The 23,145-nt window shown below is 63.2% G+C and carries 22 protein-coding genes; 5 read left to right on the top strand and 17 right to left on the bottom strand.

The annotated features are described in order from the left end of the window. Positions 1-20 precede the first annotated feature (20 nt). From ACYVKQ_RS13570 to mutL, 3 genes are all read right to left on the bottom strand, one after another. Positions 21-914 carry a rhomboid family intramembrane serine protease gene (locus ACYVKQ_RS13570; RefSeq protein WP_460675884.1) on the bottom strand — a complete coding sequence of 298 codons (894 nt, stop codon included), beginning with the start codon at positions 912-914 and terminating at the stop codon, positions 21-23. A gap of 15 nt (positions 915-929) precedes the next feature. Continuing rightward, positions 930-1,712: a rhomboid family intramembrane serine protease gene (locus ACYVKQ_RS13565; RefSeq protein WP_460675883.1), complete on the bottom strand. Its 783-nt coding sequence runs from the start codon at positions 1,710-1,712 to the stop codon at positions 930-932. A gap of 230 nt (positions 1,713-1,942) precedes the next feature. Further along, the gene (gene mutL, locus ACYVKQ_RS13560) at positions 1,943-3,982 is read right to left on the bottom strand and encodes a DNA mismatch repair endonuclease MutL (protein WP_460675882.1); all 2,040 of its coding nucleotides are present in this window, start codon (positions 3,980-3,982) and stop codon (positions 1,943-1,945) included. Between the two features lie 461 nt (positions 3,983-4,443). Here mutL and ACYVKQ_RS13555 point away from each other — a divergent pair, with 461 nt between their 5' ends. Together ACYVKQ_RS13555 and bshA are read left to right on the top strand one after the other, a co-directional pair. After that, the gene (locus ACYVKQ_RS13555; RefSeq protein ID WP_460675881.1) at positions 4,444-7,419 is read left to right on the top strand and encodes a glycoside hydrolase family 3 N-terminal domain-containing protein; all 2,976 of its coding nucleotides are present in this window, start codon (positions 4,444-4,446) and stop codon (positions 7,417-7,419) included. 263 nt (positions 7,420-7,682) lie between these two features. Next, entirely contained in the window at positions 7,683-8,819 is a 1,137-nt protein-coding gene (gene bshA / locus ACYVKQ_RS13550) for an N-acetyl-alpha-D-glucosaminyl L-malate synthase BshA (RefSeq protein ID WP_460675880.1), read from the top strand. A gap of 152 nt (positions 8,820-8,971) precedes the next feature. Here the strand turns inward: bshA and ACYVKQ_RS13545 are convergent, their stop codons facing one another. Then, positions 8,972-9,505: a DUF7935 family protein gene (locus ACYVKQ_RS13545; RefSeq protein WP_460675879.1), complete on the bottom strand. Its 534-nt coding sequence runs from the start codon at positions 9,503-9,505 to the stop codon at positions 8,972-8,974. Between the two features lie 238 nt (positions 9,506-9,743). Here ACYVKQ_RS13545 and ACYVKQ_RS13540 point away from each other — a divergent pair, with 238 nt between their 5' ends. Both ACYVKQ_RS13540 and ACYVKQ_RS13535 read left to right on the top strand, forming a co-directional pair. Continuing rightward, positions 9,744-10,100 (top strand): HesB/IscA family protein, encoded by a 357-nt coding sequence (locus tag ACYVKQ_RS13540; RefSeq protein WP_460675878.1) that lies wholly within the window; start codon positions 9,744-9,746, stop codon positions 10,098-10,100. 197 nt (positions 10,101-10,297) lie between these two features. After that, positions 10,298-11,185: a hypothetical protein gene (locus ACYVKQ_RS13535; protein ID WP_460675877.1), complete on the top strand. Its 888-nt coding sequence runs from the start codon at positions 10,298-10,300 to the stop codon at positions 11,183-11,185. Between the two features lie 16 nt (positions 11,186-11,201). On the opposite strand, the gene ACYVKQ_RS13530 is transcribed toward ACYVKQ_RS13535, so the two are convergent. From ACYVKQ_RS13530 to ACYVKQ_RS13485, 10 genes are all read right to left on the bottom strand, one after another. Further along, positions 11,202-11,849, bottom strand: a complete 648-nt coding sequence (locus tag ACYVKQ_RS13530; RefSeq protein ID WP_460675876.1) for a hypothetical protein — start codon at positions 11,847-11,849, stop codon at positions 11,202-11,204. A gap of 92 nt (positions 11,850-11,941) precedes the next feature. Continuing rightward, the gene (locus ACYVKQ_RS13525) at positions 11,942-12,421 is read right to left on the bottom strand and encodes a hypothetical protein (RefSeq protein ID WP_460675875.1); all 480 of its coding nucleotides are present in this window, start codon (positions 12,419-12,421) and stop codon (positions 11,942-11,944) included. 186 nt (positions 12,422-12,607) lie between these two features. After that, positions 12,608-13,504, bottom strand: coding sequence for a ChaN family lipoprotein (locus tag ACYVKQ_RS13520; protein WP_460675874.1), 897 nt, complete (start codon positions 13,502-13,504; stop codon positions 12,608-12,610). Positions 13,505-13,636: 132 nt separating this feature from the next. After that, the gene (locus tag ACYVKQ_RS13515; RefSeq protein ID WP_460675873.1) at positions 13,637-14,131 is read right to left on the bottom strand and encodes a hypothetical protein; all 495 of its coding nucleotides are present in this window, start codon (positions 14,129-14,131) and stop codon (positions 13,637-13,639) included. Positions 14,132-14,226: 95 nt separating this feature from the next. Continuing rightward, on the bottom strand, positions 14,227-15,561 hold the full coding sequence (locus ACYVKQ_RS13510; protein ID WP_460675872.1) for an ABC transporter permease: 1,335 nt from the start codon (positions 15,559-15,561) through the stop codon (positions 14,227-14,229). 44 nt (positions 15,562-15,605) lie between these two features. Continuing rightward, entirely contained in the window at positions 15,606-16,556 is a 951-nt protein-coding gene (locus tag ACYVKQ_RS13505; protein WP_460675871.1) for an ABC transporter ATP-binding protein, read from the bottom strand. Between the two features lie 129 nt (positions 16,557-16,685). Further along, positions 16,686-17,333 (bottom strand): hypothetical protein, encoded by a 648-nt coding sequence (locus tag ACYVKQ_RS13500; RefSeq protein ID WP_460675870.1) that lies wholly within the window; start codon positions 17,331-17,333, stop codon positions 16,686-16,688. Then, positions 17,333-17,842, bottom strand: a complete 510-nt coding sequence (locus ACYVKQ_RS13495; protein ID WP_460675869.1) for an RNA polymerase sigma factor — start codon at positions 17,840-17,842, stop codon at positions 17,333-17,335. The genes ACYVKQ_RS13500 and ACYVKQ_RS13495 overlap by 1 nt, the downstream gene beginning before the upstream one ends. Positions 17,843-17,985: 143 nt before the next feature. Beyond that, entirely contained in the window at positions 17,986-19,137 is a 1,152-nt protein-coding gene (gene dnaJ, locus ACYVKQ_RS13490; RefSeq protein WP_460675868.1) for a molecular chaperone DnaJ, read from the bottom strand. Between the two features lie 129 nt (positions 19,138-19,266). After that, positions 19,267-19,854, bottom strand: a complete 588-nt coding sequence (locus ACYVKQ_RS13485) for a nucleotide exchange factor GrpE (RefSeq protein WP_460675867.1) — start codon at positions 19,852-19,854, stop codon at positions 19,267-19,269. 241 nt (positions 19,855-20,095) lie between these two features. Here ACYVKQ_RS13485 and ACYVKQ_RS13480 point away from each other — a divergent pair, with 241 nt between their 5' ends. After that, positions 20,096-20,443 carry a hypothetical protein gene (locus ACYVKQ_RS13480; RefSeq protein WP_460675866.1) on the top strand — a complete coding sequence of 116 codons (348 nt, stop codon included), beginning with the start codon at positions 20,096-20,098 and terminating at the stop codon, positions 20,441-20,443. Positions 20,444-20,458: 15 nt separating this feature from the next. Here the strand turns inward: ACYVKQ_RS13480 and obgE are convergent, their stop codons facing one another. The 3 genes from obgE to hpt all read right to left on the bottom strand — a co-directional run bounded on the left by obgE (position 20,459) and on the right by hpt (position 23,022). Beyond that, positions 20,459-21,568 (bottom strand): GTPase ObgE, encoded by a 1,110-nt coding sequence (gene obgE / locus ACYVKQ_RS13475; protein ID WP_460675865.1) that lies wholly within the window; start codon positions 21,566-21,568, stop codon positions 20,459-20,461. 210 nt (positions 21,569-21,778) lie between these two features. Further along, positions 21,779-22,402 carry an adenylate kinase gene (locus tag ACYVKQ_RS13470; RefSeq protein WP_460675864.1) on the bottom strand — a complete coding sequence of 208 codons (624 nt, stop codon included), beginning with the start codon at positions 22,400-22,402 and terminating at the stop codon, positions 21,779-21,781. A gap of 80 nt (positions 22,403-22,482) precedes the next feature. Beyond that, positions 22,483-23,022: a hypoxanthine phosphoribosyltransferase gene (gene hpt / locus ACYVKQ_RS13465; protein ID WP_460675863.1), complete on the bottom strand. Its 540-nt coding sequence runs from the start codon at positions 23,020-23,022 to the stop codon at positions 22,483-22,485. Positions 23,023-23,145 lie beyond the last annotated feature (123 nt).

The following is a 23,145-nucleotide window of genomic DNA, read 5'->3' as shown; positions in this document are numbered from 1 at the left end:
TTGAAACTCAAGGCTGCCCCTTATTGCTGGCTGGCTTTGAAGAGCTTTTGCTTTTCCTCTTTGGAAAGGCTCTCGTAGCCGGAGCGGGAAATCTTCTCCAGAATGCGGTCGATTTCTTCCTGCGCGGGCTGGGCCAGACCACCGCGCTTGGCCGTGGCGGTGGCAACTTCCTGCGGGCTGCGGTGCGACACGCGCAGCCGCGGCCGGCCGTGCAGCAGCGCGCTGATCCACTCGCCGGTGGCAATGACCGGGCGGCCCAGGTCGCGGCCGCGCTGCAGCTGCCGGATGTACACGTAGCCGAGCAGCGCCCCGCCGAGGTGCGCCAGCTGCCCGCCGGTGTTGTCGCCGCTGATGCCCGCAATGGAGATGACCACCACCACGGCGGCGATGTACTTAATGCGGACCGGGCCGATCAGGAACAGGTTGAAGGTGTAGTCGGGCAGCAGGGTGGCGGCGGCCACGATGATGGCCGTGACGCTGGCGGAGGCGCCGTAGAGCATGGCCGAATGCTGGCGCATAGCGGGCAGCAGGTTGTAGCAAGCCAGGTAAAAGACGGCCCCGGCAATGGCTCCCAGCACGTAGAGGCTGATCAGGCGCCGGTCGCCGAGGTACTCACGCACCAGCGTGCCGAACCAATACAGGTTCAGCAGGTTGAAGAGGATGTGAAAAAACGAAAACTGCGTGAAGCAGTACGTCAGCAGCGTCCAGGGCCGCGTCAGGAAGGTCAGCGGCTCCGAGGGAATGGCTATCCACTCCAGGGCCAGCAGTTGCCCGTCGCGGTTGCCGGTGGCCAGGTATAGGATGGCCCGTAGCAAGTTCAGCCCCACAAACACCAGCACGTTGATGACCAGCAGCTGGTTGAGGGCGTTGTCGCGGCGGCTGAACGTGGCTTGGATATCAGCAAGAATGCTCATGACGTGGGGGTGGGATTAGTAGAAGCGCGAGCTGTTTCGTTCCCAGTATTTCAACAGCAGGAACCCGAACAACATTCCGCCCAGGTGGGCGAAGTGGGCCACGTTGTCACCGGGGGCGCGCTGTACCCCGCCGTACAGCTCATACAGCCCGTACAGCGCGACGAAATACTTGGCCTTGATGGGAAACGGGAGAAAGAGCAGCATCAGCTCCGTGTTGGGGAAAAGGTAGGCAAAAGCCAGTAGAATCCCGAACAGCGCCCCGGAAGCGCCCACCATGGGCACGTTGCTGCTGGCCTCGTAAATTTCGTCGATGGTGCGTACGGCTCCTTGTAACAGCTCGGCGTTGTTGGGATTGCGCCGCAGCTCGTTGGCTACCAGCCCGTAGCCGCGCGCGTCGGGCATGTAATCGTGGAAGAAGTCGCTGTATCCCACCGCCGTCGGGGCCTGCACGAAAGCGTTGCGGGCCTCGCTCATCTTGCTGAGCTCGTACTGCCGGATGCCCGAATACAACACCCCGGCTCCTACCCCGCAGATCAGCCAGAACAGCAGGAAGCGCTGTGCCCCCCAACGCATTTCCAGCATGGGCCCGAAGGAGAACAGGCCAAACATGTTCGACAGCAGGTGACCAAAGCCCGCGTGCAGAAACATGTACGTCAGGTGCTGAAACGGCAGAAAGTTGGCGGACGTCCACGGGTAAAGCGCCAGCAGCCGCGGCAGATTGCCCAATGCCCCCTCGAAAATCAGCAGGGCAACGTTGATGAGCAGCAGGTTGCGCACCATCGGGGTGAGGTTGAACATAAGGCGCAGGTAAGGGGGTGGTTTTTTGATGGGCCGGCCTTGACAAGCCGAGTAGAACCGAGCCGACACAGGGTGGTCCCGCAGCCGGATTTTGCTGCTTACGGAGATTGGGCCAAGCCGACTTAGCTCACCGGTGGTTTGACGGTGCAAGGTACTGTCAAACTCCAGAACCGCTTTGCGGGCCGTTACGGCCGTAAAAATGGGGCGGTTCGTTCCCAAACCGCTGCCGGCTAGCGGCTGAACAAGCCCTGCAGCTGGTCCATTTCCAGCATCACCAGGGTCCGCTGCCCGTCGGGCGTGTAGCCGGGCGTCTGGCAGGCAAACAGCCGGTCGACCAGCGCGGTCATTTCCAGCTCGCTCAGGCGGGCCGGAGCGCCGGCGGCCACGCGGCGGGCCAGGGCGCGGGCCAGCTGTTCGCTGCGGTCGAGGCGGGCGCGGCCCACGGGCATGCGAAACTGCTCCAGCAGTCCTTCCAACAGCTCTTTTTCGTTGCTGCGCGGCGGCACTTCGGCGGGCAGTGCCTCCACCACAATGGTATTCGGGCCAAACTCCTGGAAGCGGAAGCCCAGCGCGTGCAGCTCGTCGGCGACTTCGCGCAGCACGGCAAAATCGGCGGGCGTAAATGCCACGGTGCGCGGAAACAGCAGGGCCTGAGCGGCGCTGCTTTCCTGGGCGGCGCTGCGCTGGTACTGCTCGTAGAGGATCCGCTCGCGGGCGGCCACCTGGTCGATGAGCATCAGCCCGGATTTCACCGGCACCAGCACGAACTGCTGCACCTGCACGGCCCGGCGGCCCGGCCCGGCGGCTTCCAGGCCCGCGCTGCCGGCCGAGCCGGCGTGCGTGAGCGGCAGCTCCGGTGCGGGGGCAGCCACGGGCGCGTTGGGCAAGCTGGGCATGGCCGGCGCCCCGCCGGCCCCCGCCAGGGGCGCCACCGGCAGCAGGGGCAGCGGCTCGGGCTTCGCGTTCGGCACTTCGGCCTCCAGGTCGTCGAGGACGCCGGGCTGGCTGAGCGTGCGGTAGAAGTCTTCCAACGCCTTGCGCGCCTGCTCGGTCGGGCGCGGCGTGAGCGGCTTTTCGTCGGCGGCGGGGCGGGCCGACGCGTCGCGGGGCGGGCGGGCGGGCGTAGCGGCGGCGGCCATGGCCGCCGCGAGGGCGCCGCCCTCGCGGCCCCGGTCGGCGGTATCCGGGTCGTCGTCGGCAAACTCCGAGCGGGTGCTGGAGCGCATACCGGCCAGCGGGGCAAAGTTGATGTTGCTTTCGAAGTCGAGCGACGGCGCCATGTTGTGCAAGCCCAGGGCCTGCTTCACGGCCGCGCGCATGATGGCGTACACGGTCTTCTCGTCCTCGAACTTGATTTCCGTCTTCGTCGGGTGCACGTTGATGTCGATGGTCTTCGGGTCGAGCTCCAGGAAGAGCACGTAGAACGGGTGCGTTTCCTTGGGCAGCAGGCCCTCGTAAGCGGCCAGCACGGCGTGGTTCAGGTACGCCGAGCGGATAAAGCGGCCGTTGACGAAGAAGAACTGGTCGCCCCGGCTTTTCTTGGCCGACTCCGGCTTGCCGATGTAGCCCTTCACCGAAATGAACGGCGTAACTTCCTCCACCAGCGCCAGCTGCTCCTTGTACGAATTGCCGAGCAGCTGCACCACGCGCTGGCTGAGCTTGCCGGCGGGCAGGTTGAACACCTCCAAATCGTTTTGGTACAGCGAAAAGCTCACCCCCGACTTCGACAAGGCCACATGCTGAAACTCGTCGAGGATGTGGCGCATCTCCACCGCGTTGCTCTTGAGAAAGTTGCGGCGCGCCGGCACGTTGTAGAACAAGTTCTTGACGGCGATGCTCGTGCCGTCGGGGCAGGCCGTGGGCTGCTGCTTGACCACCTGCGAGCCTTCCACCAGAATCTGCGTGCCGGTGTCCTGCTGGCGCAGCTTGGTCTTGATTTCGACCTGGGCCACGGCCGCAATGGAGGCCAGCGCCTCGCCGCGGAAGCCCAACGTGCGAATGCGGAACAAGTCCTCCGTCGTACGAATCTTGCTGGTGGCGTGGCGCTCCAGGCTCATGCGCGCATCCGTGGCCGACATGCCCGAGCCGTTGTCGACCACCTGCACCAGCTGCTTGCCGGCCTCCTTCACGATGAGCTGGATCTGGGTGGCGCCGGCATCGACGGCGTTTTCCAGCAGCTCTTTCACCACCGAAGCCGGGCGTTGGACCACCTCGCCGGCCGCAATCTGGTTGGCGAGGTATTCGGGCAGCAGTTGAATGATATCGGACATGGCGCGGATACGAACCACCCCGGGGGTGGCGTTTGTTGTCACAGTGGGCAAAGGTACGGCAGCCGGCCGTGCCGTGGGACTATATAGCGGCGGTTTGGCACCGGCCCAGCCCCCACTGCAGGACCCCTTCCGCGCCGGGCGCGCAATGGCACTTTGCCCGGAGCCGCGTCGGAACATTCCCGGAACCTGCCGCCGCACGGAACCCCGAAACCCTCGGGGCTGTAAATGGCATGACATTCGCACTCAATCCCTCACCGGAAATAATGCGTAAGTTTGTGGTCAGCTTTTGCTTGCGGGCTTCGGTCCGCGGGCTGAGCCGGCCGCCGTCTTCCGGGCTTCGGCCGGTTATTTCCGCTCCGCGTGTCAGCGCCCTTCCCCGGTGGCTTCGGCTCCCGCCGAAGGGCGCGGCCACAGCCGGCGGGTCTGACCATTTTATCATACGCGACACGACTCAGAGGCCAATGGGCAAGGATTTTCGGATTGGACTGGTACTGCTGCTGTTGGCCATTACGGGTCTGGTCGTGTCTTCGTCGGCGCCTTACCGGGACGGGTTGCGCCCGGCTTCTGTGGCCGAGCAGCAGTGGGTGGACTCCGTGTTCAACTCCCTCTCTCCCGACCACCGGCTCGGGCAGCTCTTCATGGTGGCCGCGTACTCCAACAAGGACCGTAAGCACACCAACTACACCGAGTTTCTCGTCCGCGAGTACAACATCGGCGGGCTGATGTTCTTGCAGGGCGGCCCGCGCCGACAGGCCCTGCTCACCAACCGCTACCAAGCCACGGCCCGTACCCCGCTGCTCATTGCCATGGACGCGGAGTGGGGCCTGAACATGCGCCTAGACTCCTCCATGCACTTCGCCAAGCAGATGACGCTCGGCGCCATGGACGACCCGCAGTACGTGTACCAGATGGGCCGCGAAATTGCCCTGAAGCTGCGCACCCTAGGCGTGCACGTGAGCTTCTCGCCGGTGATGGACGTCAACTCCAACCCGAACAACCCGGTCATCGGCAACCGCTCCTTCGGCGAAAACGAGGAGCAGGTCACCAAGCTGGGGCTCAGCTACATCCGCGGCCTGCAGGACCACGGCGTAGTGGCCGTAGCCAAGCACTTCCCGGGCCACGGCGACACCGACGTGGACTCGCACATGGCCCTGCCGGTCATCAACACCGATATGGCGCGGCTGACCAACGTCGACCTGTTTCCCTTCCAGAAATCCTTTGAGGCGGGCGTGATGGGCGTAATGGTGGGCCACCTGTACATGCCCCTGTTCGACACGGTGCGCACGCAGTCGGCTACCATCTCGCGCAACCTCGTCACGGGGCTGCTGAAGGAGAAGATGGCCTACCGCGGCCTCGTGTTTACCGACGCGCTCAACATGAAGAGCGTCTCGAACCTGTACAAGCCTGGGGAGCTGGACGCGCTGGCGCTGCTGGCCGGCAACGACGTGCTGCTGTTTTCGGAGGACGTGCCCATGGCCATCCAGAAGATCAAGCAACTGGTGGCCGACAACCGGATAGCTCAGGAAGACATCGATTACCGGGTGCGCAAGATCCTGCGCGCCAAGTACTGGGCCGGGCTGAACCGCCTCAAGCCCGTCGACGTGCCGAACCTGATGACCAACCTGAACCGCCCGCTGAGCCGGGTGGTGCAGCAAAGCATCTACCAGCACGCCACCACCGTCGTCAGAAACGAGGACGACCTGTTGCCCTTTGCCCACCTCGATACCCTCAAGCTGGCTTCCATCACCATCGGGGCGCCCAACGGCAACGAGTTTGGCAAGACCATGCAGCGCTACATGCCCTGCTCCACCTACGCCGTGCCCAACCGCTACGCGCCGGATTCCACCTTTGAGCGCCTGCTCACCAAGCTGGAGCCCTACAACACGGTGGTGGTGAGCCTGCACAACATGAACAACACGCCGGCCCACAACTACGGGCTGGGCGACGGGGCGCTGCGCTTCATCAAGAAGTTGCAGGAAAACAAGCGCTTGAAAACCGCCGTGGTGGTGATGGGCAACGCCTACGCCCTCAAGTACGTGGAAGACGCCCGCACGCTGGTGTGCGGCTACGAGGACAACTTCGCCTCCCAACTGGTAGTGCCGCAAATCCTGTTCGGCGCGCTGCCTGCCAAAGGCCGCTTGCCCATCACGGTCTCGGAAAAGCTGGTGGCCGGCGTGGGCCTGCCCACCGCCGACTTCCGCCGCCTGCGCTACGAGACGCCGGAAGCCGTGGGCCTGGACTCCAAAGTGCTGGCGCAGATCGACAACATTGCCACCGAGGCCATTGCTTACGCCGCCACGCCCGGCTGCCAGGTGCTGGTGGCCAAGGACGGCGCCGTGGTGTTCGACAAGAGCTACGGCTACTGCACTTACGACAAGGCCCTGCCCGTCACGGGCGAGACGATTTACGACCTGGCCTCGGTGTCGAAAGTGGCGGGCACCTTGCAGGCCATCATGTGGCTGAAGGACGAGGGCAAAATCAACCTCGACAGCAAAGTCTCCGAGTACCTGACCGACCTCAAAGGCACCAACAAGAAGGACATGACGGTGCGCGATGTGCTGCTGCACCAGGCTGGCCTGAAAGCCGGCATTCCGACCTGGGAGCGGACGGTGACGCGCACCGGCGGCCTGAAGCCGACCTTCTACGCCAGCACCCGCACCGACGACTTCCAGCGCGAGGTCATCCCCGGCACCTACGTGGCCCGTACCGCCGAAGACTCGGTGTGGACGTGGATCAAGCGCAGCTCGCTGCTGCCTAAAACCAAGGGCGGCTACCCTACGGAGTATTCCGATCTGAGCTTCATCATTCTGAAACGCTTGGCGGAGAAAACGCTCAACCAGCCGCTGGAAGCCTTCCTGCACCAGAACTTCTACGCGCCGCTGGGCCTGAACACGATGACGTACAATCCGCTGCAGCGGTTTCCGAAGTCGTGCATCGCGCCCACCGAAAACGACACGTACTTCCGCCACACCCAGCTGCAGGGCACCGTGCACGACCAGGCCGCGGCCCTGATGGGCGGCGTGGCCGGCCACGCGGGCCTGTTTTCGAACGCCAACGACTTGGCCGTGCTCATGCAGATGAACCTGCAGAACGGCCGTTACGGCGGCAGCCGCTTCTTCAGCACCCCGGTGGTGGCCGAGTTTGCCCGCTCGCAGAGCGCCACCAACCGGCGCGGCCTGGGCTGGGACCACGGCGACCCCAGCAAGCCCGAAGGCCCGACCAGCAACCTTTCGCCCGCGGTGACTTTCGGCCATACCGGCTTCACCGGCACCTGCGTGTGGATGGACCCCGAGAACAAGATCCTGTACATCTTCCTCTCGAACCGGGTGTACCCGGATGCGGGCAACAACAAGCTGCGCCAGTACAACATCCGCACGCGCATTCACGACGTGATTTACAAAGCCATTCAGACCGACGCCGACAAAACCAAAGGCTAAGCTATCCGCATTGGTTGACTTGAGGGGGAGCCTTTTCTATGTGGTGTGAAACAAGCAACCCCTTGACCGGCGCGCTGTCCCTGACCAGGACAGCGCGTTCTTTTTTGGTGCTGGCCGAACGCTAATCCAGCGCGCCGGTTGTGCAGCAGGTTCCGCACCAAGCGCCGCATCATTCTTCGTGCTATTTCAGCGGCTTTCCCCAACTTGCCGCCGCTTGCGCGGTTTAGCAGCTACCTCCCTTCTCTCTTTCCCAGCCGCCCCGTATGAATATCGGCATAGTCTGTTACCCCACTTTTGGCGGCTCGGGCGTCGTCGCAACCGAGCTCGGCAAAGCCCTGGCCCAGAAAGGCCACCGCGTCCACTTCATCACCTACAGCCAGCCGGTTCGCCTCGATTTCTTCAACGAGAACCTGTTCTACCACGAAGTTTATATTCCCCCGTACCCGCTGTTTCAGTTTCCGCCTTACGAGCTGGCACTGGCCTCGAAGATGGTCGACATTGTCCAGAACGAGAAGCTCGACGTGCTGCACGTGCACTACGCCATTCCGCACGCCTCGGCCGCGTACATGGCCAAGCAGATCCTGCGCACCAAGGGCATTCAGATTCCGGTCATCACCACCCTGCACGGCACCGACATTACGCTCGTGGGCAAAGACGCTTCGTACGAGCCAGTAGTGACGTTCAGCATCAACCAGTCGGATGCCGTGACGTCCGTATCGGCCGATCTGAAGGAGGAAACCTACCGCTACTTCGCGGTGGAAAAGGACATTGAGGTCATTCCGAACTTCATCAACCTGGACCGCTTCAAGAAGCAGCGCAAGGAGCACTTCCGCGCCGCCATTGCGCCCGAGGGCGAAAAGCTGCTCATCCACACCTCCAACTTCCGCGAAGTAAAGCGTGTGGACGACGTGGTGCGCATTTTTGCCGGCGTACGCGAGCAGATGCCGGCGAAGCTCCTGCTCGTCGGCGACGGCCCCGACCGCCCGCGCATCGAAAAGCTGTGCCGCGAGCTGGGCCACTGCCAGGACGTGCGTTTCCTGGGCAAGCTGGAAGCCGTGGAAGAAGTGCTGAGCGTCTCGGACCTCTTCCTGATGCCCTCTGAAAAGGAGAGCTTCGGACTCGCGGCCCTGGAGGCCATGGCCTGCGAAGTGCCGGTCATCAGTACCAACGCCGGCGGCATTCCCGAGCTGAACCTGCACGGCGTCACCGGCATGGTCAGCGAAATCGGCGACGTGGACGACATGGTCCGCAACGCCCTGTACGTGCTCGACGACGACAACTTGCCGCGCTTTAAAGCCTCTGCCCGCGCCCGCGCCGAGGAGTTTGCCGTCGAAAACATCCTGCCCCGCTACGAAGCCTGTTACCAACGCGCCATCGACGTGGTGCTGGCGGGGGTGTAAAGCTGGTTTTCGTTGTTTGTTCTCCGTTTTTCGTCCCAGACGTCCGGTGACGTAAAGCGGCAAGGGCGGCCCCGGAGGTGCACTCCGGGGCCGCCCTTGCGTTAGCAGCCGTTTGCTCAAACAACGAAGAACAAACAACGAATAACGCCCGCCTAAAACAACCCCACGGCCTCGCGCTTGACGGCGGCAATGGCCTGGGTGGTGGAGTCAGCCTCTTCGTTGATCAGCGTTTCGAGCACGCGTTTGGCCAGCTCCGTGCCGCGGGCCTGCTGCTGATTGGGCAGGCCCTGATACGCCTTGTTGATCATGGTTAGCACGTTTTCCTTGGCCTGGCGCACCTGGGCCCAGGCTTCCGGGCTCATATACAGCTGCTGGGAGAGGTTGTGCTCGTACTCGGCCCGAATTTCCTGCACCAGTACGCGGTGGTACTCGGGCGCGGTCTGCCCGGCCGAGCTCAGGCGCACCATTAGGTTGTTGGGCGTAATGCGCTCCAGCAGCAGGATAATCCGCTCGTAGGCCTGCAGGCGCAGCGGCAGCGTGGTCTTGCTGTTTTCCAGGCGCAGCTCGATCAGGCGGCGCTGCTGCTCTTTTTCCAGGTGTTGTTTGAGCAGGAAATGAACAGTGCCAGCCACAATCAGCGCGGGCAAGGTGATTTTGAGCAGGTCGATGATCAGGGAAGAATCCATGCGGGCGGTAGCGCGAAGTTCCACTTCGCGCCGGACGTGAGGTGAGCAAGCAGGTGAAAGGAGCGCCGCGCACCAAGTGGAACTTGGCGCTGCCAAGCGGCCGGCAAAGATATACGTGAACCGGATGCGCGGGGCTACTGTTACGGGAATGATACGGCGAATCGCGGGCGGACAGTATCTTTGCAGTCCGGGCGGTCAAGCCCTTCCTACCGAAGTTCCTACGCAACAACTTTCGACTATGGCAACTGCCACGGCTTCCACCAAACTTGCCCCCATCACGCTCACGTCCCGCGCGCTGGAGGAAGTAAAGAATATCCTGCGCGAGAAGAACGTGCCGGCCGAATACGGCCTGCGCGTGGGCGTGCAGGGCGGCGGCTGCTCGGGCCTGAGCTACCTGCTCGGCTTCGACAAAGCCAAAGACCAGGACGAAACCTTCGAGCTCGACGGCGTGCTGCTGATCATGGACAAGAAGCACGCGATGTACGTGATGGGCATGGAAGTCGACTTTCAGGACGGCCTGAACGCTCGGGGCTTTACCTTCAGCAACCCCCAAGCCAAGAGCACCTGTGGCTGCGGCTCCTCGTTCTCGGCCTAGCCGAACCCGCGAAGCGAAAAATTTGGCCCCGGTAACCTAAACGTTACCGGGGCTTTTTGCTACCCGTTTTTCTTGCCGGCCCTTCTTTCCCGGGCGAGTCACCAATGGATAAAATTCGGACGTGTCCGGGTACTACTTAAGTCCTTTTCCGTCCGCACCGGTGTATACTGCGGCGCTTTTTTGCGCCCTCCCCTGCCATGCGCCTGTTTACTTTCTGGGTTCGCCGCACCCAAAACCATTACGCGCCGGGCGGCCGGCTCTACCACCTCATTGCGTACGCCGGCAGCGACACGAGCCTCGCCGATGCGCAGCGGGCCGCCGATGAGCAGCTGCGCGGACGCATCATGCGCCTGGACTGCGGGCAGCGCCTCAACAACTACCCCATCGGCACGGCGCCCTTGCGCGAAGCGGTGGAGCAGCGCTTGTTCGGGGCCGACGGGCAACTGACCGGGGCCGTTACGCGCAACCGCTATGGCAGTCCGGTGCTGAACACCACGCGCATGATGATGCTGGACGTGGACCTGGATAACCTGCGGCCTCAGTGGCTACCGCGGCCGCCTAAAAGCCCGTGGCAAAGACTGCAGGAACTGTTCCGCGGCCGGCCCCGGGTACCCGCTGCCCCCATTCCGGAGCCGCGTGCAGTGCTCGACGCGAAGCTGCAGCAGTGGCTGGAGCAGCATCCAAACTGGAACTTTCGCCTCTACGGCACCCGCCTGGGCTTCCGGTTGCTCGTGACGCACGCGCTCTTCGATCCAAACGGCCCAGAAGCCGACGCTGTATTTCGGCAGCTTCCGGTGGACCCCATTTACGCCCGCCTGTGCCGCAGCCAGGCCTGCTACCGCGCCCGCCTCGGCCCGAAACCCTGGCGCATTGGCCTGAAGCGTCCAGCCCAGGTATTTCCCTTCGAAACCGAAGCTGAAGCCGCCGCGCAGGCCCGCTGGGAGCAGCAGTACGCCGACCGCAGCCGGCAATACGCGGTGTGCGAGCTGCTGGGCAGCTTCGGCAGCGGCTACGTGTGCCCCGAAGCTGAGCCCCTGCTGGCCCTGCACGACGCCGCCTGTCTGGGACTACGCCGGCTGGCGTAGCTGCCTCTCGGCAACCTTAGCTTGGCGCGCTGAAGCTATACGGATAGCCGATTTCCTGCAGATCGGCGGCCAGTTGGGTCCAGTCGCTCAGCTCTTCGTTGATGCCCTGCACCACGGCCTTGGTCACGGGCTGCCCGGCATAGACGTGGGCCACGGCGGCGGGGTCGAGGAGCTTGCGGCCCGTATCCTCCACAAAGTACTCGTTGGCCCAGGCTACGTAGGTTTCCGGGCGGGCGTCGAAAACGGCGAGCAGCTCCTCCGAGCCGTCGTCGGCGTTTTCCTCGATGGTGCCCGTCTGCCAGCCCTGCGCAGGAGTGTACCACAGGCAGAAAGTGGTGCCCAGGGAAGCCACCGGCTCCCCGAACAGAAATTCATCGAACGCCGCCGGCAGACCGCGGATGACCCGCCCCTTGTCGGGTTGCTCGACCTCGTGCGCGTAGCCATTGATGCAGCAGCCCTCGGGGCGAAACAGCACCAGCATTTCGTCGCCCTCACCGTTGCGCATCTCAAACAGCTCCTCCCCTTCACCCCAGGCCGGGTTGTAGGAATAGTAGCGGTACTCCCATTCCGGGGAGTTGATAGCGTCGAGCACGGCCAGGGACTTGCACAGGCGTTTTAGCGCCTCGGCATCGGGTAAGGCAGCGAAGTTTCGGGTTGATATCATAAGGTGGCTGAGGGCTTGCTGGAGGCTGCGTTGGAAAGAAGGTACGTTGGCAAGCTACGGCTGGCCGGCGGAACAAGGTTGCTCCGGCGCGCCTAACTGCTGGCCTGCTGCCACGCTTTTTCCAGCTGCTCCCTGGATTGCTCCACGGCGTACCACGTCGATATATCCCATTCATCCGGGTATTCGGTGGACTTATGGCGCGGGCTTTCAGCCAAGATGTAGTGGAAGTAGAACTGTTCTCCTTCCCGCAGTTGGGGCACTTGCGTCCTGAGCCCGGTTTCTTCGATGGTTGTAATGATCAGCTGGTAGCTGCCCAGGGCCGAAGCCAACCGTTGGGGTATCCAGAGGTCCGCTTCAGCCCGCGAGGCAAACCAGTCTTCGTCCAACGCCCCGATGTGCACTTGGTGCGTGTCATTGGCGAGTTCAATAGCGGTCAGCCACTGTCCGGTATCTGCCCCGGTTTCTACCGCTGGTGTAGGGGCAACCAAGCCAAGGGAACAGGTCAACTGCTCGGGTACGGCGTTTAGCTTCTGCACGTAAAACGCCCAGGCAGTAACGCCTGATACCTGCATTCCACCGGGTAACCAGTCTACGGGTGGATGCAGCCGGCGTAGCCTTAGCTCGTGTCCCACAGTCAGAAGGCGCGTTTCGTCCCCGTGGGCCTCCAAGTGCCCGAAAGCCACCGAAGAGTCAAGCTGCAGGGCTATTCGGCCGACTCCGGATGGGTACTGCTCTTCCCACAGGCAGTGCATACCGCCTCAGTAGGTTTTGGTCATGTCAGCCGGCACCACCAGCACGTAGTCGGCCTTTTGCACGTGCTCTTTGTCGAGCTTGCCGAGCTGCTCCTGCGTCACGGTGCTGATGGTGCGGATGCGCAGCTGCGGTTCGGATTGGCGCAGGTACCACACGATGCCGTCGTGGTTGTCGGAGTGGTAAGAGCCGTTTACATGCAGCAGCAGCTGGCCGGGCTGCCGGTTCTGGCGGATAAAGTAAGCCATGGTGGCGTCCTTCAGGGCCTGCGCCTGAATGATGTTTTGCACGCCAGCGGCGTGGGCGACATCCGAGCCGAACATCCGGCGCATGTTCTGGTAGCCGGGCAGCTCGTAGTCCACGGTGATGGGCAGCGGGGCCACCCAGGCTTTCTCGGCGGCGGGCAGCGCCTCCAGGGCCGCGAGGCCGCCGCGCGCTACCTGCTGGGCGTAGCGGCGCGGCACGTTGGTGCCCACCACGCGCAGCTTTTGCTGCCGGGCCAGCTCCAGCAGCGGCCGGTAGTCGGTGGCATAGTTGGGCCAGGGCCGGCTCTGCTCCTCAAAGGCTTTGGCTTCCAGCTCGCCCACGTTGTACTGCTCCACCAGGGGCTGCACGTCGCGCTCAAACATTTCCAGGCCCAGCACCAGTTGCCCGGCTTTGCGCCGGGCCAGCTCCTTCAGCACCTGCAGCTCCAGCCAGTGGGCCATGGGGTCGTTGTGCTGCTCCCCGAACAGCACCACGTCGGCCCCGGCCAGGGCTTTTACCATCCGATCGAAATCGACGGGCTTGCCCTCGGCGGTGAACAGGCGGTAGGCGGGCAGGTCGTCGGCGGGGGTGGGCGGGGCGGCGGCTTGGGTGGTTAGGGGCAGCAGCAGGACGAGCAGAAAGGCAAGCAGAAGGCGCATGGCGGTAAAGATATCACCTAGGCCGAACGGGGCGGAGGCCGGTTCTTTTTCAGCAGCTGAAAAAGAACCGGCCTCCGTTGGGGCCCGATAGCCGGGCTGCGGGCGACCGATCAGGTAGCAGTCCCCGCCGACTTAGTCGTCCCAGTCGCTGCCGCTGCTGGCCAGAACGGCTACTCCCAAGTATGGCATGGCGTAAGGAGGCGAGGCGCAGTTCATGCTGCGCGGTGAATCGCTGTTGAGTTCCACCCGGTCTATCACGAGGCCATTCACCAGCATTTCCATTCGCAGCCAGCTGTTGGGGCCGGGGCGGGTGGCATTGTTGCAGGTTACGTTGCGCATGAAGATTTTAGCATCCACAACGTCGTACCAGCCAAATTCGCCCAGGCTATAAGTGCTATCGGCGAGCAGGGCATAGGTATCCTGGCCACTGGGGCCGGGGCGGAGGTTGGTGTTCGGATTGAGAACGGACGAATATTCCATGCCGGCGCCGAGACCTCCCAGGTTTTCGCCCTTTACCCGCAGCTCGATTTTGTACCGAAGCTTGCCCTTGAGCGGGTCTTTCTTACAACTTGTCAGCAGCACCGTCAGGGCCACCAGCACCAGCGAATAGCGCAGCAGTAGTTTCATAGGTCCAAAGGTAACGGATGCAGCACCGGCCACGGCACCAAAAAAAGGCCGCTTCTGACTTTAGAAGCGGCCTTTTTTGCGGCAAGAACCCTAGCTTATCCTTTGTAGAACAGCCACTTCGACAACTCGCCGTAGGTGATTTTCTTCCCGTACATCAGAATGCCTACCCGGTAGATACGGCCGGCAATCCAGATGGCCCCCACAAAGCCCGCAATGAGCAGCGCCATCGACAGCAGCAGCTGCCAGGTGGGCACGCCGCCGAAGGGCAGGCGCATCATCATGGCAATGGGCGAAGTAAGCGGGAACATCGACATCCAGAAAGCCACCGTGCCGTTGGGGTTAGTCGTCAGGATGGCCTGCGACACCACGAACGTCAGCACCAGCGGCATCGTGACGGGCATCATGAACTGCTGGGTGTCGGTTTCGCTGTCGACGGCCGAGCCAATGGCACCGAACAGGGCGCCGTAGAACAGGTAGCCGCCCAGGAAGTAGAACAGGAAGCAGCCGGCCAGCAGCGGCAGGTTCAGGTCGGCGCTCTGGAAGGCCTGCGTGACTTTCACCATCACGTTTTCCTTTTTGGCTGCGTCGTCCTGGCCAGTACTGGGGCGCATCACGGCCGTGGTGCGGTCGGCGCGGTCCTGGGCCACCTTGTCGGGGCTGATGGAGCCGGCCATGACGGAGCTGATGCCGAAGGAGAGCAGCACCCACAGCGCGAGCTGCGTGAAACCCACGGCGGCGATGCCCATCACCTTGCCCATCATCAACTCGAAGGGCTTCACCGAGGAAATCACCACTTCCACGATGCGGTTGGTTTTTTCCTCCATCACGCCGCGCATGATCTGCACGCCGTAGATGAAGATGAAGATGTAAATCAGGAAGCCGAAAAAGTAGGCCACGGCCGTGCTGATGCCCGTGCTGGAGCTTCGCTCGCCCTCGTCGCTGAGGCTGACGGTCTTCAAGTCCACGTCGGCCTTAAGGTTGTCGAGCACCGCGCGGTCGATGCCGGCCTGCTGCAGGCGGCGGTTTTCAATGGCCTTGTTGGCCGCACGCCGGATATCGTTTTCCAACGACATGCCCAGGCCCTTGCGTGAAAACACTTGGAAGCCATCGGGGTTGCTGAGGTCCATCTTGGGCACGTACAGCAGCGCGTCGTACTTGGCCTTGTTGAACTCGGCCTTGGCCGTGACCAGGTCCGGCGACACGCGGGTGAAGCTGATGTCGTCCTGGGGCTCGGGCAGCTTCTCGGTGAAGAGGCCGCCGGCGTCGGCCACGGCCACCACCTTGCCGCTGTCCGACATTTTGGCGATGAGCACCGGCACCGCGAACAGGGCCACGGTGAGCAGCGGCCCGATCAGGGACATGATGATAAAGCTCTTTTTGCGCACGCGGGTGAGGTATTCGCGCTGCACGATAAGCCAGATTTTGGACATGGGTTGGGTTGACGGGAGTCAGTTATCGGTTGTCGGGCCGCGGGCTACGCCAGCACCGAATCGGTTTCGGGCACGTAGTCGGGGTGGGTTTCCTGCACCCGCCGGATAAAGATTTCGTTGATGCTCGGCACCTTCTCGCGGAAGGCGTGAATCTCCACGTTGCCGGGCCCGATCAGGTAGCGCAGCAAGTCGTTGGGCGTGCCGTGCACGATGCGGATGCGGTCGTAGAAATGCCCGTTTTCGCGTTCCTTGTGCTCGATGACCTCGAAATCGGGGTGCATCACCATCAGCCGGCCGCGGCCCTCCACCTCGTAGGTCTGGGTGCGGTAGGCGTCGCGCACCTGGCGTACCGGCCCGTCGAGCACCTTCCTGGAGCGGTTGATCAGGGCAATATGGTCGCACATTTCCTCCACCGACTCCATGCGGTGCGTGGAGAAGATGATGCTGGCGCCCCGGTCGCGCATGGCCAGGATTTCGTCCTTCAGCAGGTTGGCGTTGATCGGGTCGAAGCCCGAGAACGGCTCGTCGAGGATGACCAGCGTCGGATCGTGCACCACCGTAGCAATGAACTGCACCTTCTGCTGCATGCCCTTCGAAAGGTCCTCGATGTTCTTGTCGGCCCAGCTTTTGATGTCGAAGCGCTCCAGCCAGCCCTTGATTTTCTGGCGGGCTTCCTCCTTTCGGATGCCCTTGAGCTGCGCCAGGTACAGCAGCTGCTCGCCCACCTTCATCTTCTTGTAGAGGCCGCGCTCCTCGGGCAGGTACCCGATCTGGCCGATGTGCGAGGGATTCAGCTTTTCGCCGCGGAACAGAATCTGGCCGGAGTCGGCGCCCGTAATCTGGGTGATGATGCGGATGAGGGAGGTTTTGCCGGCGCCGTTGGGGCCCAGCAACCCGAAGATGGAACCCTCGGGCACCTCCAGACTCACCCCGTCGAGGGCGGTGTGGTTGGCGTACTGCTTGCGTACGTCGATGGCCTGTAAGATTGGTTTCACGGCTGTTGAAGGATTGGTTGCTACTGCCAAGGTAGCGAGTGCGCGGGCACGGCGGTATAGGCGCGGCGCTATTCTTAGACCAACGGTCGTTTCACGGGCCTGAACCGGCTGAAACCTGACCCGAACGGGCTAGCGCTGCAACTCGTGCAGCACGCCTTCCAGCTTCTGCAGGTGCCGGCCGTAGCGCCGCTGCTGCCTGGCTGCTTCCGCCATCACAATGGCCCCCAAGCCCAGTACGCCGAGCACTGCCAGGGCCGTCCGCGACCAATCAATGGCCTCGCTGAACGGGTGGAGCACCAGGCGGTGGCGCAGCACGAAGCCCACCCCCAGCACGAGTGCCACGGCGAAAGCGTAGCCCACGCGCTGGTGCAGCTGCAGCAACTGAACCAACTGCTGGGTCTGCCGGTGCAGCTGCGCGGCCAGGCCGGCGGCGGGCGCATCCTGCTGCATCTGCCGCAGCAGCCGCACCCGGGCGTACGTGTTCCAGACCGTAAACACCAGCATCGCGGCAAACAAGGCCAGCAGCAGGAAGCGGCTGCCGTCCTCCCCGAAACCGGGCTTTGCGGAGTTGGAAAAGAGGTTGATAAGATTCGGAATGTTGATGATCATCACCACTCCTAACATGCGCAGGTCGCGCTTGGCATGGGCGGTCATCTGGCTGATGGGGTTGTCGGCGGGGTTGGCGAGCATGGCTTGTAGTTTTTGGTCGGTGAGCGGAGGGGCCGTCTGGTCAGCGGGCTGTTGCTGCCACTGGCGGCGCAGGTCGTCGAGTTCCATCAGGCCGGTTGGGTGAGTAGTTGGCGAAGCTTGTCTTGCACGCGGTGCATTTTCACGCGCACGTGGTTTTGGGTGATGCCGAGGATATCGGCCATTTCCTCGTAGCTGCGGTCTTCGAGGTAGAGCAGCACGAAGGCCTTTTCCACGTCCGTCAGCCGCTCGATGGCCTGGTAGAGCAGGGCCAGGTCGTCGGCATCCGGCCCGTCAGGGGGCGGCGCGACGTAGGGCGCGTCGGGGTCGAGGGGCCCGGAGGCCGGGTGGCGGCGGCGCCGCAGGTCGCTGATGGCCACGTTCAGCGCCACCCGGTACAGCCAGGTACTGACTTTGGCCGCGCCCGGCCGGTACTGGGGCCAGGCCCGCCAGAGCTGGAGCACCACGTCCTGGTACAGGTCCTGCCGGTCGGTGCTGCTGGCCGGGCAATACAGCCGGCACACGCGCCACAGCAGCGGCTGGTATTTGCCGATGAGGGCAGCAAAGTCGGTGGACAGCGGCGGAGTAGCGGGGCTCATGCGGGGCAAGGTTCGGGCAATTAATCGCCGAACCCACGCGGGCATTACAGCCTCGCCCGAAAAAATTAATCTTCCCAGCGGCTGGCACACAAAAAAGCCCGCTCCGAATGCCGGAGCGGGCTTTTAAAGGTGGTTCTGCTGACTTACTGGAAGTACTCCTTCACTTTCTCGAAGAAGCCCTTCTCGTTTTTGCCGGGGCTGGGCGTGAAGTTGGGCGAGCTGCGCAGCTTCTCCAGCGCGGCGCGCTCCTCGTTGGTCACCACCTTGGGCGTCCACACGTTGATGTGAATGAGCTGGTCGCCCTTGCCATAGCCGTTCAGATCGGGGATGCCCTTGCCGCGTAGGCGCAGTATCTTGCCGGCCTGGGTACCCGGGTCGATTTTCACCTTCACCTTGCCCTCGATGGTGGGCACTTCCAGCGAAGCGCCGAGCGCCGCGTCGATGATGGAAATGTACTGGTCGAGCACCACGTTGTTGCCGTCGCGCTTGAGCAGCTCGTGCGGCTCCTCCTCGATCTGGATGAGCAGGTCGCCGGGCACGCCGCCGCGCTCGGGGTAGTTGCCCTTCCCGCTCATCGACAGCTGCATGCCCTCGGCCACGCCGGCCGGGATGTTGATCGGGATGATTTCCTCGGCCAGCTGCCGGCCTTCGCCGTGGCACACGTCGCACTTGCTGGTCACCACTTTGCCCTCGCCGTGGCAGGTGGGGCAGGTGGAGGCGCTGACCATCTGGCCGAGCATGGTTTGCACCACGCGCTTTACCTGGCCCTGGCCGTGGCAAGTGGCGCAGTCGCGCACCTCGGTGCCGTTTTTGGCGCCGGTGCCCGAGCAGGTGTTGCAGGCCGTGTACCGCTTCACCTTGATTTTCTTCTCGACGCCGTTGGCCACTTCCTCCAGGTCGAGCTTGAGCTTGATGCGCAGGTTGGAGCCTTTGCGCACGCGCCGGCCCTGGCTGCGGGCACCGCCGCCGAAGAAGCTCTCGAAGCCACCACCGCCACCGCCGAAGATGTCGCCGAACTGCGAGAAGATGTCCTCCATGCTCGGGCCGTGGCCGTTGCTGGCCGCGCCGCCCACGCCCTGGTGACCAAACCGGTCGTAGCGGGCGCGCTTCTGCTCATCGGACAGTACTTCGTAGGCCTCGGCGGCTTCCTTGAACTTGTCCTCGGCCGTGGGGTCGTCGGGGTTCTTATCGGGGTGAAACTTGATGGCCACCTTGCGGTACGCCTTCTTGATTTCATCCCCCGACGCATTCTTAGCTACGCCCAGAATTTCGTAATAATCTCGCTTGGTCGACATGGTCGGTACTGTACTTGGCCGTCATGCTGAGCCCTACGAAGCATCTCTACTGATAGTAATTTCTATCAGGCGAAGCGGTAGAGATGCTTCGCTAAGCTCAGCATGACGTTCTGTTGTGTTCGTTCTGCCCTACTGGCCCAGCACCACCTTGGCGTGGCGGATAACCTTGTCGCCGAGGTAATAGCCCCGCTCGACTTCATCCACCACCTTGCCTTTCAGCTCTTCCGAGGGGGCCGGAATCTGGGTAATGGCCTCGTGCAGCTCCGGGTCGAAGGCGCCGCCCTTGGTTTCCATGGGCTGCAGCCCTTTCTGCTGCAGCGCCTTGCTCAGCTTGCCGTGAATGATGTCGATGCTCTCGCGCACCACGTTGGCGTCCTCGGTCGTTTGCGTGTGCTGGCGGGCGCGGTCGAAGTCGTCGAGCACGGGCAGCAGCGCGGTCATCAGCTCCTGGTTGGCGGTTTTGAACAGCTCGGCCCGCTCCTTGGTGGTGCGGCGCTTGTAGTTCTCAAACTCCGCCGCGAGGCGCAGGTACTTGTCTTTCAAATCAGCCACTTCCTGGTCGGTACGGGAGGCGTCGGCCGTGGGCGCGCCACCGTCGGTGGAAGGGCCATTGCCTTGCTCGTCAAACATTTCGCCGGCTACGTGCTCGGCGGTGTTGCCAGCCGCGGTGTTTTGCTCCTGCGGCTCGTCGGGGTTCGGGAAAGTTGCGTCAGCCATTCCTTACGGTAAGTATTTCAGGGTATGGAAGTTCAGTTTAGGCGCAAGCGCCAACTCAAGGAGTTTGCCAAAGCCCGGATAGGTGACATAGTGGCACGGAAACCACCAGGCCGGGCGGTTTAGTTCAGACAAAGTAACGCGGTGTGCCCAGGCTACCCGTCCTGTCAGACTTGCTGGCGGAAGGCAAGGCCGCGCAGCCAACGGGCGCTACCTTGCGGCCCGGCCCTATTACCCACGCCCCATGCCCGCCGTAGCTCATCAGCCCGTAGCCAAACGCCTCCTTCTGCCGGGGTTGGTGCTAACCCTGCTGCTGGCCGCCGTCTGTTGGTACGAGTGGCTGGTCATCGGCGTCGTGGCCAACCCAGCCACCATCCGCAGCTACATGTTCGGCTCCGAGGCCATGGTGGGCGAGGGTGGCCCCCACTACGCCACGGCTGAGCAGTACGCCCGCACGGCGCTGCGCGAGGCCCTGCTGTTGACGCTGGGCGCCGGGGCGTTTGGGCTGGCCCTGAAGCGGCGCACCGCGCTGGCTGCGGTAGCCGCCTACGGTTGCCTGCTCCTGGCCTTGATCCTCAGCCACCTAAGCTAGCGGCGGTTCGGCGGTTTAGTCGAACTGGTCTTCCGACAGCTCCTCGTCGCCGTCGAACTCGTCCTGAGCGTCGTCGCCGGCGCGTTTCTGCGTCCAGATGCTGTGGCGCAGGGGACGCGGATCTTCGCGCCGGGCTTCCTGAATCTGCTGCCAGAGCAGGTCCTTCAGCGGCTGAATGTTCTTCTGCGTGATGCTGGAGATGAACACATGGGGCACGTTTGGCGGCAGCGTGGCCTCGATTTCGGCTTCCAGCTCCTCGTCCAGCATGTCGGCCTTGGTGATGGCCAGCACGCGGCGCTTGTCCAGCAGGTCGGGGTTGAACTGCTCCAGTTCGCTCAGGAGCACCTGGTACTCGGCGGCAATGTCGGGCGAGTCGGCGGCAATCATAAACAGCAGCGTGGCGTTGCGCTCGATGTGGCGCAGGAAGCGCAGGCCCAGACCCTTGCCTTCGGCCGCGCCCTCGATGATGCCCGGAATGTCGGCCATCACAAACGACTGGTAGTCGCGGTAGCCCACCACGCCCAGGTTGGGCACCAGGGTGGTAAAGGCGTAGTCGGCAATCTTGGGCGTGGCCGCCGACACCACCGACAGCAGCGTGCTCTTGCCCGCGTTGGGGAAGCCCACTAGGCCCACATCGGCCAGCAGTTTCAGCTCCAGCACGTTCCACACTTCCTGGCCCGGCTCGCCCGGCTGGGCGTAGGTCGGGGCCTGGTTGGTGCTGGACTTGAAGTGGTCGTTGCCAAGGCCGCCGCGGCCGCCGGGCGTCAGGATGACTTTCTGCCCTTCCTCGGTGATTTCCGCCCGGATTTCGCCGGTCTCCGCGTCGCGGGCAATGGTGCCCAGCGGCACGTCCAGGATGATGTCCTGACCCTGGGCGCCGGTGCGCAGGTTTTCGCCGCCGTTTTCGCCGTGGCCGGCAATGACGTGCTTTTGGTACTGCAGGTGGAGCAGCGTCCAGAGCTGCTTGTTGCCGCGCAGGATGATGTGGCCCCCACGGCCGCCGTCGCCGCCATCGGGGCCACCCATCGGGCGACCTTTGGCGCGGAACATGTGGTGGGAACCCGCCCCGCCGCGGCCCGAGCGGCAGCAGATCTTGACGTAATCGATGAAGTTATTGGAAGCCACTGGCGAAGGGAGAATAACGAAGGAGGAAGGACGCCCGGGCTGTGCAGCCCGGCTCATCCCGAAAAACTGTCATCCTGAGCGCAGCGAAGGACCTTCTCAGGACAGAACGAGGTAGAAGAACGTCGTTCCGGCGTGATAAGGTCCTTCGCTGCGCTCAGGATGACAGAAGATGTCAGATAGCCACTGCTAAGGGCAACGGCTTCCGCAAAGTTACGCTTTTACCTCGTCAGCGGCCTGCTCACCGTCGGTGACGGTAGCCGGCTGGTGGCGGTCGATGAGGCCGCAGAGCTGCCCGAAGATGTCATCGATGGCGCCGATGCCGTGCACCGAGTGAAATTTTTCCTGCCGGGCGTAGTACGAGGCCACCTGCGCAGTCTTGGTGTTGTACTCCACCACCCGGCGACGAATGAGCTCTTCGTTCTGGTCGTCCGGGCGGCCGGAGGTTTTGCCGCGCTCCAGCAGGCGCTTCACCAGCTCGTCTTCGGTTACTTCCAGGGCAATCATGCAGGAAATGCCCGTGTCGTAGCGCTGCATGAGCGCGTCGAGGGCTTCGGCCTGCGGAATGGTGCGCGGAAAGCCGTCGAAGATAAAGCCACCGGCGTTCCGGTTGCCCGCCAGCTGCGTCTCGATCATGCCGATAACCACTTCGTCGGGCACCAGCTCACCGGCGTCCATGAGTTTCTTGGCGGTCAGGCCCAGCTCGGTGCCCTGGGCAATCTGCGAGCGGAGCAGGTCGCCCGTCGACAGGTGCACCAGTCCGTAGCGCTGGATCAGCTTTTGGCTTTGGGTTCCTTTGCCGGCGCCGGGCGGGCCGAACAACACGATATTAAGCATGAGGCGAGGAAGCGGGGAGGTGAGAGAAGCGGGGGTACGAAAGTAAGATAAGAAAGATTGGCCAACCGCAGCAGCGGGTGCTACAGCGCGCGGTACAGGTCGCGGTAATTGCGGCCCAGGCCGTCGTAGTCGAGGCCGTAGCCCACCACGAAGTCATTGGGAATGGCCAAGCCCTGGTACTTGATCGGCAACGGGTGCTGCAGGCATTCGGGCTTGATCAGAAACGTGGCCACCTCCAACGAAGCCGGGCGCTGGGCGCCGAGTTGCTCCAGGAGCATTTTCATGGTGTGGCCCGTGTCCACGATGTCTTCCAGGATGACCACGTGGCGCCCTTCTACGGGCTCCTGCAGGCCAAGGATTTCCTTGACCTCGCCGCTGCTGCTGGTGCCCTGGTACGAGGCCACCCGGATAAAGCTGATTTCGCAGTCCACGGTGACTTCCTTGAGCAGGTCGGCCGCGAACATAAACGAACCGTTGAGCACGGCGATGAACAGCGGGGTTTTGCCGGCGTAGTCGCGGTTGAGTTCGGCCGCCACGGCGCGCACGGCGGCGGCCAGCTGGGCTTCGGTCAGGTAAGGAGTAAACTCTTTGTTGTGCAGCGAGATGGTAGCCTGGGGCATGCCGGGGAATAGGGCCAGGTGCGAAAGTGCGGCGAAGGTACGACAAAAAAGAGCAGCCCCTCCGGCGGACGGCGGGGCTGCTCAGTGCTACAGCGGCGGTTCGGCAGTGTACTTAGGCTTAAT

Source organism: Hymenobacter coalescens (assembly GCF_054783195.1).
Note: the sequence above shows the minus strand (reverse complement) of the source record. Positions and strands in the feature narration are given on the sequence as shown.

Excerpts from the sequence above, each read along its gene's own strand:
- ACYVKQ_RS13530 (WP_460675876.1), bottom strand. The coding sequence starts at position 11,849 with ATGATATCAACCCGAAACTTCGCTGCCTTACCCGATGCCGAGGCGCTA.
- ACYVKQ_RS13480 (WP_460675866.1), top strand. The coding sequence starts at position 20,096 with ATGCCCGCCGTAGCTCATCAGCCCGTAGCCAAACGCCTCCTTCTGCCG.
- ACYVKQ_RS13495 (WP_460675869.1), bottom strand. The coding sequence starts at position 17,842 with ATGAGCCCCGCTACTCCGCCGCTGTCCACCGACTTTGCTGCCCTCATC.
- mutL (WP_460675882.1), bottom strand. The coding sequence starts at position 3,982 with ATGTCCGATATCATTCAACTGCTGCCCGAATACCTCGCCAACCAGATT.
- ACYVKQ_RS13570 (WP_460675884.1), bottom strand. The coding sequence starts at position 914 with ATGAGCATTCTTGCTGATATCCAAGCCACGTTCAGCCGCCGCGACAAC.
- ACYVKQ_RS13540 (WP_460675878.1), top strand. The coding sequence starts at position 9,744 with ATGGCAACTGCCACGGCTTCCACCAAACTTGCCCCCATCACGCTCACG.
- ACYVKQ_RS13535 (WP_460675877.1), top strand. The coding sequence starts at position 10,298 with ATGCGCCTGTTTACTTTCTGGGTTCGCCGCACCCAAAACCATTACGCG.
- ACYVKQ_RS13470 (WP_460675864.1), bottom strand. The coding sequence starts at position 22,402 with ATGCTTAATATCGTGTTGTTCGGCCCGCCCGGCGCCGGCAAAGGAACC.
- ACYVKQ_RS13565 (WP_460675883.1), bottom strand. The coding sequence starts at position 1,712 with ATGTTCAACCTCACCCCGATGGTGCGCAACCTGCTGCTCATCAACGTT.
- ACYVKQ_RS13520 (WP_460675874.1), bottom strand. The coding sequence starts at position 13,504 with ATGCGCCTTCTGCTTGCCTTTCTGCTCGTCCTGCTGCTGCCCCTAACC.
- ACYVKQ_RS13510 (WP_460675872.1), bottom strand. The coding sequence starts at position 15,561 with ATGTCCAAAATCTGGCTTATCGTGCAGCGCGAATACCTCACCCGCGTG.
- ACYVKQ_RS13555 (WP_460675881.1), top strand. The coding sequence starts at position 4,444 with ATGGGCAAGGATTTTCGGATTGGACTGGTACTGCTGCTGTTGGCCATT.
- hpt (WP_460675863.1), bottom strand. The coding sequence starts at position 23,022 with ATGCCCCAGGCTACCATCTCGCTGCACAACAAAGAGTTTACTCCTTAC.
- ACYVKQ_RS13525 (WP_460675875.1), bottom strand. The coding sequence starts at position 12,421 with ATGCAGGTATCAGGCGTTACTGCCTGGGCGTTTTACGTGCAGAAGCTA.
- ACYVKQ_RS13500 (WP_460675870.1), bottom strand. The coding sequence starts at position 17,333 with ATGGAACTCGACGACCTGCGCCGCCAGTGGCAGCAACAGCCCGCTGAC.
- ACYVKQ_RS13515 (WP_460675873.1), bottom strand. The coding sequence starts at position 14,131 with ATGAAACTACTGCTGCGCTATTCGCTGGTGCTGGTGGCCCTGACGGTG.
- bshA (WP_460675880.1), top strand. The coding sequence starts at position 7,683 with ATGAATATCGGCATAGTCTGTTACCCCACTTTTGGCGGCTCGGGCGTC.
- ACYVKQ_RS13545 (WP_460675879.1), bottom strand. The coding sequence starts at position 9,505 with ATGGATTCTTCCCTGATCATCGACCTGCTCAAAATCACCTTGCCCGCG.
- ACYVKQ_RS13485 (WP_460675867.1), bottom strand. The coding sequence starts at position 19,854 with ATGGCTGACGCAACTTTCCCGAACCCCGACGAGCCGCAGGAGCAAAAC.
- dnaJ (WP_460675868.1), bottom strand. The coding sequence starts at position 19,137 with ATGTCGACCAAGCGAGATTATTACGAAATTCTGGGCGTAGCTAAGAAT.